The sequence below is a fragment of the Mitsuokella sp. AF21-1AC genome (genome assembly GCF_003458855.1).
Taxonomy (GTDB): Bacteria; Bacillota; Negativicutes; order Selenomonadales; family Selenomonadaceae; genus Mitsuokella.
Map to the genome: position 1 here is coordinate 52,230 of NZ_QRVW01000015.1, position 10,919 is coordinate 63,148.

Genomic DNA, 10,919 nt, shown 5'->3' on the forward strand with positions numbered 1-10,919 from the left:
CCCATGGGCCGCTCTATACATTTTGAGGCATTTCATATTATAATAATGTAGAAAATGACCACGAAAGGAAGTGCCGTATGCAAGCATATCGTACCATACAGGAAACAGACGACTCGCTCGTCACGAATTACGAAATCCAGAAATCCAAATTCATCACGCACCTGCGCCACGTCGAGACAGAGGAAGAAGCACGGGAATTCGTGCAGGCCATGAAAAAGAAGTATTTCGATGCGCGCCACAACTGTTCAGCCTGGGTACTCGGGCCTCGCGGCGACAAGCAGAAATCAAACGACGACGGCGAGCCGGGCGGCACGGCTGGCAACCCCATCCTCGAAGCCATCAAGAAGAACGAGCTGACCGACGTCGTCATCGTCGTCACGCGCTATTTCGGCGGCATCAAACTCGGCGCCGGCGGGCTCATCCGCGCCTACGGCCACGCAGCCGTACTCGGCATCGAGGCCGCGACGCGCATCGCCATGACGCCGTTCCAGGAAATCGCCGTCACCGTCGGCTACGACCTGCTCGCCACGGTCGAGCACTGGCTGCGCCAGCAGGAGATTCGCCACGGCGAGAGCGATTACGGTGAAGCTGTCACACTGCATCTGCTGGTGCCGCCCGAGGACGTCGAAGCGCGGCTGACAGAGCTCACCGATCTCACGAGCGCGAATTTCCAGGCGGAAAAAGGCGCACTCTCCCTCGTGCCCCTGCCCTGCTGAAATGCCAAAACCGCAATTGACATCTCCTTTCCCAGCCCTTATAATATAGCTAATATTTCATACTTGTTTAATATGTAAATGAATATACAGCGAAAAGGAGTACGTCATGAAAGATTTTTCCCTCGAAGTACACGGCTGTCATCAGTATGATGCAACTGGCGCCATCAGCGACCCCATCTACCTCTCGGCCACCTACCGCCATCCCGGCTTCAAGCAGAGCACCGGCTACGATTACGGCCGCGTGGACAACCCGACGCGCCATGAACTCGAGCTCACGCTCGCCCGCCTCGAGCGCGGCGAACGCGCCTGGGCACTCTCCTCGGGCATGGCCGCCATCAACATGGCCCTGCACCTGCTGCAGCCCGGCGACCACATCCTGCTTTCCGAGGATCTCTACGGCGGCACTGTACGCCTCGTCAACGACATCTACAGTGCCTACGGCCTGACCTATGACTACGTCGACACCTCCGACCTCGCCGCCACGGAAGCAAAGATCACGGACAAGACGCGCCTGCTCTTCATCGAGACGCCGTCGAACCCGATGATGCGCATCAGCGACATCGCGGCCCTCGCAAAGCTGGCCCATGCACACCACGCCCTGCTCGCCGTCGACAACACCTTCCTCTCGCCGCATTTCCAGAAGCCCCTGACGCTCGGCGCCGATATCGTCGTACACAGCGCGACGAAATACCTCTGCGGCCACAACGACATCATCGCCGGTGTCATCGCCATCGCGGACCGCAACGCCGATTACGGCCAGAAGCTCGAGCTCCTCATCAAATCCGAGGGACCGAACCTCTCGCCAATGGATTCGTGGCTGCTGCTGCGCAGCATCAAGACGCTCGGCCTCCGCGTCGAGCGTCAGGAACAGAATGCCCAGAAGATCGCCGAATGGCTGACCACGCAGGAAAACGTCACGGACGTCTACTACGTCGGCCTGCCCTCGCACCCGGGGCACGAGCTCCAGCAGCGTCAGGCCACGGGCAACGGCAGCATGATTTCCTTCAAGGTCAAAACGCCGGAACTTGCCAAGGCCATGCTCGAGCGCATCCGCCTCATCGCCTTTGCCGAAAGCCTCGGCGGCGTCGAGAGCCTGCTCACGTATCCGCTGGCCCAGACCCATGCCGAGATGCCGCAGGAACTCCTGGCGCGCACGGGACTTGACGACCGCCTGCTGCGCCTTTCCGTCGGCATCGAAGACGCCGAAGACCTCATCGCTGACCTCAGCCAGGCGCTGAACGGCTGATAGCCAACTCCAAAAGAAAGAGAGGAATCCTCATGACCATAAATTTTGATGAAATCATCGACCGCCGCGGCACATCCTGCCTCAAATACGACTTTGCCGTTGAGCGCGGCTACCCCAAAGACATCCTGCCGTTCTGGGTCGCTGACATGGACTTCCGCACGCCGCAGCCCGTCATCGACGAACTCACGCGCCGTGTCCAGCACGGCATCTTCGGCTACACCGATCCCAAGGAATCCTATAAGGAAACCATCGTGAACTGGATGACGGAGCATCACGGCTGGACGCCGAGCACCCGCGCCCTCATCATGACGCCGGGCGTCGTCTTCGCCCTGGCCGCTGCCGTGCGCTGCTTCACGAAGCCCGGCGACGGCGTGCTCCTGCAGCAGCCCGTCTACTATCCATTCACAGAAGTCATCGAGCAGAACGGCCGCCAGCTCGTCAACAGCCCGCTCGTCCTGAAGGATGGCCATTACGAAATCGACTTTGCGGACTTCGAGCAGAAGATCAAGAGCGGCAACGTCAAGCTCTTCCTGCTCTGCAGCCCGCACAACCCGGCCGGCCGCGTCTGGACGAAGGACGAGCTGCTGCGCATCGCTGAGATCTGCGCACGCCACGACGTCCTCATCGTCGCCGACGAGATCCACCATGAATTCGTGCGCCCGGGCTTCCGCCACACGGTGCTCGCCTCCCTGTCCCCGGAAATCGCCGCACGCACGATCACCTGCACCTCGCCGTCCAAGACCTTCAACCTCGCGGGCCTGCAAGTCTCGAACATCTTCATCGAGAACGACAAGCTGCGCCGGAAATTCCGCGCTGAAGTCCTCGCCGCCGGCTACAGCCAGCCCAACTCCCTCGGACTCTTCGCCGCCCAGGCCGCCTACGAACACGGCGGCGAATGGCTCAAAGAACTCCTCACTTACATCGAGACGAACTACCAGAAAACGAAGGCCTTCCTCGCGGAAAACATGCCGAAAGTCAAGCTCATCGAACCAGAAGGCACCTACCTCCTCTGGCTCGACTTCTCCGCCTACGGCCTCAGCGATGAAGAACTCGACGACATCATTGTCCACAAGGCCAACCTCTGGCTCGACAGCGGCCACATCTTCGGCCCCGCTGGCTCCAACTTCCAGCGCATCAACATCGCCTGCCCGTGGCAGGCCCTCGAAAACGGCCTCGAGCACCTCAAGGCCGCCTTCGCCAATCGATAAGAAAGGACTGACCCCGATGCTCTGTATCGGCTTTCCGCCTAGCATTGACGACGCCTGCCACACCCTGATCCTCGGCTCCATGCCCGGCGTCAAATCGCTGCAGGAACAGCAATACTACGCCCATCCCCAGAACCGCTTCTGGCCCATGATGGCCACACTGCTCGGCGAAACACTGCCCGCCGCCTATCCCGAAAGGCTCCGGATGCTCCTGCGCCACCACATCGCCCTCTGGGACTCCATCGGCACCTGCGAGCGCGCCGGCAGCCTCGACTCCGCCATACAAAATGAGCAGGGCAATGATTTCACTGCCCTGCTCCAAACGTATCCAAATCTTCACACCATCTGTTTCAACGGCGGCAAATCCGCCCAGGCCTTCAAGCGCTTCAACAAAGACCTCTTGAAGCGCGAGGACATCGACTTCCACGCCATGCCCTCGACGAGCCCGGCCAACGCCCGCTGGCGCATGCCGATGCTGCTCGAAGCCTGGAGTGCCGTCATCGTCAGATGATTTTTTCGCCGTGATAGCGCTCACCCTCAATATCGGGCTTCACGCCGTATGCGATGGCCCACTCACATTTATACTTGATGGCCTGCGCATGGATCGTCGCGATGCGGTCCTGCGTGCGCACGACCTTGCCCGGCACGCCGACGACCAGCGAATTCTCGGGGATCACCTGGTTCTCGCGGACCAGCGCCCCCGCCGCAATGATCGACCCGCGGCCGATCTTCGCGCCCGTCAGCACCGTCGCGTTCATGCCGATGAGCACGTGATCCGCAATCTCACAGCCATGCACCACGGCGCCGTGGCCGATCGTCACATAATCCCCGATGATGCAGGGATTCTCATCAGCCACATGCAGGCAGACGAGATCCTGGACGTTCGAGCATTCACCGACCTCGATGTAATTGACATCGCCGCGCGCCACGACACCGGGCCAGAGACTCGAGAAGCGCCCGACGCGCACATCGCCGGCCAGGAAGACCTGCGGTGCGACAAAAGCTTCCTCATGGATCTGCGGCTTCTTGCCCTGAAATTCATCCGTTGCAAGCGTATACATAAGACCACCCTTTCCAGCAAAAATCATACTTCCCCTTCATTATAACAAAAAGATTTTTCCTCGGCTATAGAGCATGATTCTTTCAGCTATTTTTCAGATACATCCCGTAATTTAGAATTACAGCATGATTAAAGAGACATCTTTAAACAGGCGCTACCGTTCTACCCCCAGCCTTTATCGACAGGAGGTTTTATGATTCCGTCTTATGTCTGGCTCGTTCTGGCCATCTTCGTCACCGCGTTCTTCTTCTATCTGGAGACACGTGACGTAGAAGATTGATCGTGCAAGCGCAAAACGCGCCTGTGACCGCAAAGGCGGCACAGGCGCGTTTTTTGTGTCATATTTACTGCCCTGGAATCAAAGCAACGAACCAACTGTATGGACGATAAACGAAACAATCCAGGCGACGATACACTGGAACACGACGACCCAGACGGCCCAGGCCGTGCCAAGCTCCCGCTTGACCGAGGCGATTGCCGCAACACACGGCGTGTAGAGCAGGCAGAACGCCAAGAGCGACGCGGCCGTCAGTGGCGTCAGCACCGTATTGAGCGATGTCGTGCCGAAAAGGACCGTCAGCGTCGAAACGACGCTCTCCTTGGCCATGAAGCCCGAGATCAGCGCCGTCGAAATGCGCCAGTCACCGAAGCCCAGCGGCGCAAAGATTGGCGCGATTAAACCGGCCACCGAAGCCAGGATGCTCTCCGAAGAGTCCGTCACCATGTCGAGGCGGAAATTGAACGTCTCGAGGAACCAGATCACAATGGTCGCAACGAAGATGACGGAGAACGCACGCTCCAGGAAGTCCTTCGACTTCTCCCAGAGCAACTGGCCCACATTGCGCCAGCCCGGCATGCGGTAATTCGGCAGCTCCATGACAAACGGCACGGCCTCTCCCTTAAAGATACTGTTCTTGCCGAGAAGCGCGATGAGAATGCCCACGAACATCGCGCCAAAATACAGGATGATCATCGGCAGCGCGCCGTAATTGCCGAAGAAGGCTGCAATGAGCATGCCATAAATTGGCAGTTTCGCCGAGCAGCTCATAAAAGGCGTCAACAGGATCGTCATGCGGCGGTCACGCTCCGACGGCAACGTGCGCGTCGCCATGATGGCCGGCACGCTGCAGCCGAAACCGATGAGTAGCGGCACGATGCTGCGGCCCGAAAGGCCGATCTTGCGCAGCCATTTATCCATGACGAAGGCGATGCGCGCCATGTAGCCCGTATCCTCCAGCAGCGACAAGAAGAAGAAGAGCGTCACGATGATTGGCAGGAACGAGAGCACCGTGCCGACACCCGTGAAGATGCCGTCGATGACGAGCGAATGGATGGCCGCATTGACCTGCCAGGCCGAAAGCTCCGCATCCACCACATCCTGCAGCACGCCGATGCCCGCCGCCATGAGGTCCTGCAGGCCCGCACCGATGACGTTGAACGTCAGGTAGAAGACGATGCTCATGATGGCGACGAACGACGGGATGGCCAAATACTTATCCGTCAGCACCTTGTCGATGCGGCGGCTGCGCTCATGCTGGCGGCTCTCGTGCGCCTTGTGGACCGTGCGGTTCACCAGATTCTCGATGAAAGAAAACCGCATGTCGGCGATGGCTGCCGCGCGGTCGAGCCCGCGCTCCTTCTCCATCTGGCAGATGATATGCTCGATCATCTCTTTTTCATTCTGGTCGAGCTGCAGCGCCTCGATGACGCGATGGTCGCCCTCGACGACCTTTGTCGCCGCAAAGCGCAGCGGGATGCGTGCATCCTTTGCATGGTCCTCGATGAGATGCATGATACCGTGCAGGCAGCGATGCACTGCGCCGCGATGACTGTTGGCATCGCAGAAATCCATGCGCCCTGGCTGCTCCTGATAATGCGCCACATGCAGCGCATGCTCGACGAGCTCCTCGATGCCCTCGCCCTTGGCCGCTGAAATCGGCACGACCGGAATGCCCAAGAGCGACTCCATCGCGTTGATATCGACCGAGCCGCCGTTGCCCGTGAGCTCATCCATCATGTTGAGCGCGAGCACCATCGGCCGGTCGAGCTCAATAAGCTGCAGCGTCAGGTAAAGATTGCGCTCGATATTTGTCGCATCGACGATGTTGATGATACCCGTCGGCTGCTCGCGCAAGATGAATTCACGCGAAACAATCTCCTCATCCGTATACGGCGACATCGAGTAGATGCCCGGCAGGTCCGTGATGAGCGTATTGCGGTGATTGCGGATCGAGCCGCTCTTCTGGTCGACCGTGACGCCGGGAAAATTGCCGACATGCTGGTTCGAGCCCGTCAGCTGATTGAAAAGCGTCGTCTTGCCGCAGTTCTGGTTGCCCGCGAGCGCAAACGTCAGCAGCTGATTATCCGGCAAAGGATTCTCCCCCTGCCGCACATGGTAACGTCCGCCCTCGCCGAGCCCCGGATGATCCGTCGGCTCATGCGTCACTTCCGCCTTTTTCTGCTGCGGCAGGTCCTCCGCCTCGAGCATCTCGACCACGATTTTCTTTGCATCATCGACGCGCAGCGTCAGCTCATAATCATGGATGCGAAATTCGATTGGATCCCCGAGCGGCGCAAACTTCACCAGCGTGATATGTGCCCCCGGAATCACGCCCATATCAAGGAAGTGCTGCCGCAGCGCTCCCTCGCCTCCGACCGAACGCACCACGGCGCTCTCGCCGATATTCAATTCATTCAAATGCATTTGACTTTCTTTGCCTCCATGTAAATCTCCTACATACACAATTTAATTGTACTCTAAAATTCACATCTTGCAAACCAACATGTATGCAGAGTATTTCCCGCACCAAAACAGTGGCAAAGCGTCTTTTGTGATAAGTTATAAGATTCTTTATTTCCTGATATCCATACGTTATTACACACAAAAAGCCATGCAAGAAAGTTTCCTGCATGACTGTAAGGCAAAGTCAGAACTGCCAGTTGATGCCGGCTTCCATGGACCAGGTGTGTTCGATTTTCGGACCGAAGGATTTATCACAATTGAGGAAGGCATACGTATCCTTGTTGAGATGCGTCGTAAGGCCGAGTCCTACATCATACCAGCTGCCGTCATTATGGCCTGTAACGTTCATGCGGCCCGTCATGTCGCTGGCCGAAACATCCTGATTGCCGAGGAACTCGTGCAGGAAGTCCGCGCTGATGTAGAACGTCGACTGCTTACCAATATCCTGTCCGAGGCGAAAACCGAGGCGGCTGATGAAGCTGTCCGTGCCGGCCAAATGGACGCGGGATCCCTGCGTCGTATGGTAATCCGTGCTGCCCAGATACGTGTACTGGGCCTGTGCCTGCGGTTCGATGTACCAGGAAGAGGAGAGCGGCACCTTGCGTCCGTATTCCAGGCTCAGTGAATAATAATTGTTGTGGTAATCGCCCTGCACCGGCATGCCGTTATCCTGCAGCAAGTTGAATTTATTGAACAGGCGGCCGTATTTGGCAACAAGGTCCGTGTAATGGCCATCGTTGCCAAGTCGCGTATCGTAGAACCAGGCACCGTAGCGCTTGACATCGCTGTTGCCATCCAGTTCCTTATAATCGGCACTGCCGTTCATCAAATCAAAGGCTGCGCCCTGAATATGCCGGCCGGAAGCCGTTTCCGCGCGCGTCCAGTCATACCCGAGCTCTGTCATCGTGTTCCGGGCGTCGTACAACGCTTCCCTTCCCAGGCGGTCATGACGCACACGCGCCCACATGCCGTCGCCGTCTGCGCTGTAGCGGGCTTCACCAAGGCGCTTGTTCAGCGTATCTGTATAAATGCCATAGACAGCATCCGTGTAGTCCAGCTGGCTGGATTTCTTGATAATCTTGCCACTGTCAGAAGGCATGAGCACTGCTGTGTCAATAAACCAGTTCGTCCCATCCTTCACCGGGTTTTCGATGGTTTTGGTCTTCAGGTATTCCGGCAGGAGATTCCCTGCGTCATCGGTGGTCTGTTTCCCAGCCATGGCATCCGTCATGATCTTTTCCTGATCCGGGACTTCCTTGGTAAACCCTTTACCGGAAAAAGTCGCCGTTACATAGTCGTTGCCGGGCTTGTAGGTGCCCATACCATTTTTGCCCCCGTTGAATTTTTCATTGGCAGCGGTATCTTCCGGGGTGAACTTCTCGTTCTTCACTTTTAAGGTAACGTTGTTGATGCCCTGATCCTTGGCCAGGCTCACATCGAATTTGGCGGCCGGATCCCGGTTGTAATCATCCCCGCCGGTGGTGGCAAAGCGGATGCCCTTCAGTTCTTCCACTTTGGTGTCCGGCTGGAGATAGGCCTGGATGTGCTGGATCCCGGACTGGCTCAGGTCCCTTACATAGAGCATATCGGATTTGGCCGCATCCTTGGAAAAGTCCATGAGGAAGGTGCCACCCTCCCCAGTGAGCTTGCCAATAGTAACGGATACTCCATGGCCCTTCCGGGTATCCACCAGACCGCCATGATTGAAATCCAGCGAGGTAATGAAGCTCTTGCCCCGGGTCTGCCATTTGCTGCCGGGGTCCATGGTCAGGTTGATGGTACCGGCATTCAAGCGGGGGACGCCGTACGTGGCATAAGCCGTATCTGCCTGATTTTTCCAACCGTACCGATGGCCCAGCGCGGATTTATTCAAATCAGAAGACACATCCACCTGGCGGGGAGTCAGCTGCCCGGCAGCGTCAAAATCCGCATAATCATCGGCCTGGCCTTCAAAATAGCTGCCATCCTGGAGATGGAGATTCACGCTGCCTCCATCTTTGGCATAGACATCCCCATACAGTTTCAGATGTCCAGCCAGGTTGATGCTCCCATATTGACGGTCTTTGATGGTTTGAATGGTTGTCTCCAACCCTTTTAGATAAGCTTCTGCATATTCTTTTTGACCCTCGTTTATGTCAGGATCATCCAATTGACTTTTATAATATTGATAGTATGCTTTATCAATATGCAGCTGATTCCCCGCATCGGCAACCACATTCCCATTGATGATATAATTCCCCTCCGGATTGTTGAAATTGATTTTTCCAAAGAAAGGTCCTGCAATGGCAAACTGCTGCAGAGTCGCCGACTTGTAATCCGGAGCAGAAGCGGTATATAGACCGGCATACTCATTATCCTTTCCCGTCATGTTGATGTCTGCATTCCCCACATTGACCACACCCGTGCCGCCGTACAGGCCTATGGACAAATCTCCGCCATGGATATCCGAAATTTCCAGCTCATGGAAATCCGTGTGGCTGTGATCCATATCAGATCTAGATATCCCATCCAAAACAGTCCCCACGGCCGAGCCTTTGGTGGAAGAAATGTTCCGGATCTGGGTTTTCCCAGTGACCACAAAGGGGATATCTTTGCTCTGGTCAGGATTGAAAATGTTTATCAATCCCAGGGTATTCACCAGTCCAAAGGCTAGAGTTCCCTCTGGACTGTCCGTGGTATTTTCTACATTCTCAACGATCACGTTGGTCTTGCCGTCCTTTGTATAAGGACGCAGTTCGACAGCTCCTAGTAAAGCACCATATACCTCCTGTGCGGTATTGCTCTTTACTCCATCAATATGGAGTTTATCTGTTATTAGATGATTTTTCAGCTTTTTCTGATTAACAGAATCATCCGCATAATCATCCCCTGGCTCCGCATATAGACCGTTCAGTTGCGACGCCCCGTTGTTTTGGGCCAAAGAAGCCCCCTCGATGGTAATAACCTTTCCTGACAGAGTGGATCCCTGAAGTCCCACCGCATGATCTGGATCAGGATAATATCCTTGCCCATTAAAAGCTTGGACTTTGAGATTTGAAAACGTAATACCATTTTTCCCTTCAAGGGTAGACTGCTTGATTTCTACAGGACCGGTTGTTACATAAGTTTCGTCTTCGGAAATGCTGCTGCCATCCAGGGAAACTGTATCCGCCGTAACCGTGCTGTTTTCTATGTCCAGTTTTTCCTCCAGCGTCCAGTCCCCTTTTGTCAGTGTCTGATCCTTAACCGTTTCGGCATATACCGGCAGACTCGTCCCGAGTGTCAGGGCCAGCAAAATGGCCATTGTCAGTTTTTTATTCATCCGTCCTGCATGTTTCATGATATCCCCGCAATCTCCTTTACATCATCATCTGTGAAAGGAGCACACAAAAAGAAGCCAGAGAATCTGTCGTGAATCCATACAAGACAGCAGTTTCCGGCTTCTGAATCAATGACCTGGAATCCCCGTTCATGTCGTACGCTCCTTACAAACACACCCAAAGCGCAAAAAGGTTTCCATTAGCAATGCGATAGTCTTATGCAATTACAGATGGTCCTCTGCCGCGGCTCTCCTTTCCGGACGCTTGCTCATATCCCCAACCAAAATCGTGTCACTAACTTCGTTTTCTTTTCGTTGCGAGGATTATATCATTTATCCAAAAAAAAAAACAGTGCTAAAAAATGGTTCTTTCTTATCCACAGGAATTAATATACTTTTAAATCAGCTTTAATCCATTTTTCTTTGTTTTTCTAAGAAATACGCATATAAAGGACACAGAACGCCCTGCCCATAAGGCCTACCGGCTCCTCGAATCCTTGAAAAATAAATATTGCGACACGATTATTCTTTCATAAAGAACATATATGTATCTTCGTGTGTCTACCTGTAACATATATAATCAAAACCACCAGTTAAACTGGTGGTTTGCTCTGGCCCTATAAGGGCCAATTACCTGTGGTAGCACCTTAA

The 10,919-nt window shown here is 55.3% G+C and carries 7 protein-coding genes; 4 read left to right on the forward strand and 3 right to left on the reverse strand.

What is annotated here, in order from left to right; all coding sequences use genetic code 11:
* The first annotated feature begins 77 nt into the window (after nt 1-77).
* The 4 genes from DWX75_RS06995 to DWX75_RS07010 all read left to right on the forward strand — a co-directional run bounded on the left by DWX75_RS06995 (nt 78) and on the right by DWX75_RS07010 (nt 3,678).
* Nucleotides 78-716 carry a YigZ family protein gene (locus DWX75_RS06995; RefSeq protein ID WP_118015622.1) on the forward strand — a complete coding sequence of 213 codons (639 nt, stop codon included), beginning with the start codon at nt 78-80 and terminating at the stop codon, nt 714-716.
* A 106-nt stretch (nt 717-822) separates the two neighbouring features.
* Nucleotides 823-1,962 (forward strand): PLP-dependent aspartate aminotransferase family protein, encoded by a 1,140-nt coding sequence (locus DWX75_RS07000; RefSeq protein ID WP_118015623.1) that lies wholly within the window; start codon nt 823-825, stop codon nt 1,960-1,962.
* Between the two features lie 32 nt (nt 1,963-1,994).
* The gene (locus tag DWX75_RS07005) at nt 1,995-3,170 is read left to right on the forward strand and encodes a MalY/PatB family protein (protein ID WP_118015624.1); all 1,176 of its coding nucleotides are present in this window, start codon (nt 1,995-1,997) and stop codon (nt 3,168-3,170) included.
* A 16-nt stretch (nt 3,171-3,186) separates the two neighbouring features.
* Nucleotides 3,187-3,678, forward strand: coding sequence for a DNA-deoxyinosine glycosylase (locus DWX75_RS07010; RefSeq protein WP_118015625.1), 492 nt, complete (start codon nt 3,187-3,189; stop codon nt 3,676-3,678).
* Here DWX75_RS07010 and DWX75_RS07015 read toward each other — a convergent pair.
* The 3 genes from DWX75_RS07015 to DWX75_RS07025 form a co-directional block, all read right to left on the reverse strand.
* Nucleotides 3,671-4,228 carry a gamma carbonic anhydrase family protein gene (locus tag DWX75_RS07015; protein WP_118015626.1) on the reverse strand — a complete coding sequence of 186 codons (558 nt, stop codon included), beginning with the start codon at nt 4,226-4,228 and terminating at the stop codon, nt 3,671-3,673. The two genes, DWX75_RS07010 and DWX75_RS07015, sit on opposite strands and share 8 nt — an antisense overlap.
* A gap of 357 nt (nt 4,229-4,585) precedes the next feature.
* On the reverse strand, nt 4,586-6,931 hold the full coding sequence (gene feoB / locus DWX75_RS07020; protein WP_118015627.1) for a ferrous iron transport protein B: 2,346 nt from the start codon (nt 6,929-6,931) through the stop codon (nt 4,586-4,588).
* Between the two features lie 223 nt (nt 6,932-7,154).
* On the reverse strand, nt 7,155-10,289 hold the full coding sequence (locus tag DWX75_RS07025; protein WP_118015628.1) for an autotransporter outer membrane beta-barrel domain-containing protein: 3,135 nt from the start codon (nt 10,287-10,289) through the stop codon (nt 7,155-7,157).
* Nucleotides 10,290-10,919 lie beyond the last annotated feature (630 nt).

Excerpts from the sequence above, each read along its gene's own strand:
- DWX75_RS06995 (WP_118015622.1), top strand. The coding sequence starts at position 78 with ATGCAAGCATATCGTACCATACAGGAAACAGACGACTCGCTCGTCACG.
- DWX75_RS07010 (WP_118015625.1), top strand. The coding sequence starts at position 3,187 with ATGCTCTGTATCGGCTTTCCGCCTAGCATTGACGACGCCTGCCACACC.
- DWX75_RS07005 (WP_118015624.1), top strand. The coding sequence starts at position 1,995 with ATGACCATAAATTTTGATGAAATCATCGACCGCCGCGGCACATCCTGC.
- feoB (WP_118015627.1), bottom strand. The coding sequence starts at position 6,931 with ATGCATTTGAATGAATTGAATATCGGCGAGAGCGCCGTGGTGCGTTCG.
- DWX75_RS07025 (WP_118015628.1), bottom strand. The coding sequence starts at position 10,289 with ATGAAACATGCAGGACGGATGAATAAAAAACTGACAATGGCCATTTTG.
- DWX75_RS07000 (WP_118015623.1), top strand. The coding sequence starts at position 823 with ATGAAAGATTTTTCCCTCGAAGTACACGGCTGTCATCAGTATGATGCA.
- DWX75_RS07015 (WP_118015626.1), bottom strand. The coding sequence starts at position 4,228 with ATGTATACGCTTGCAACGGATGAATTTCAGGGCAAGAAGCCGCAGATC.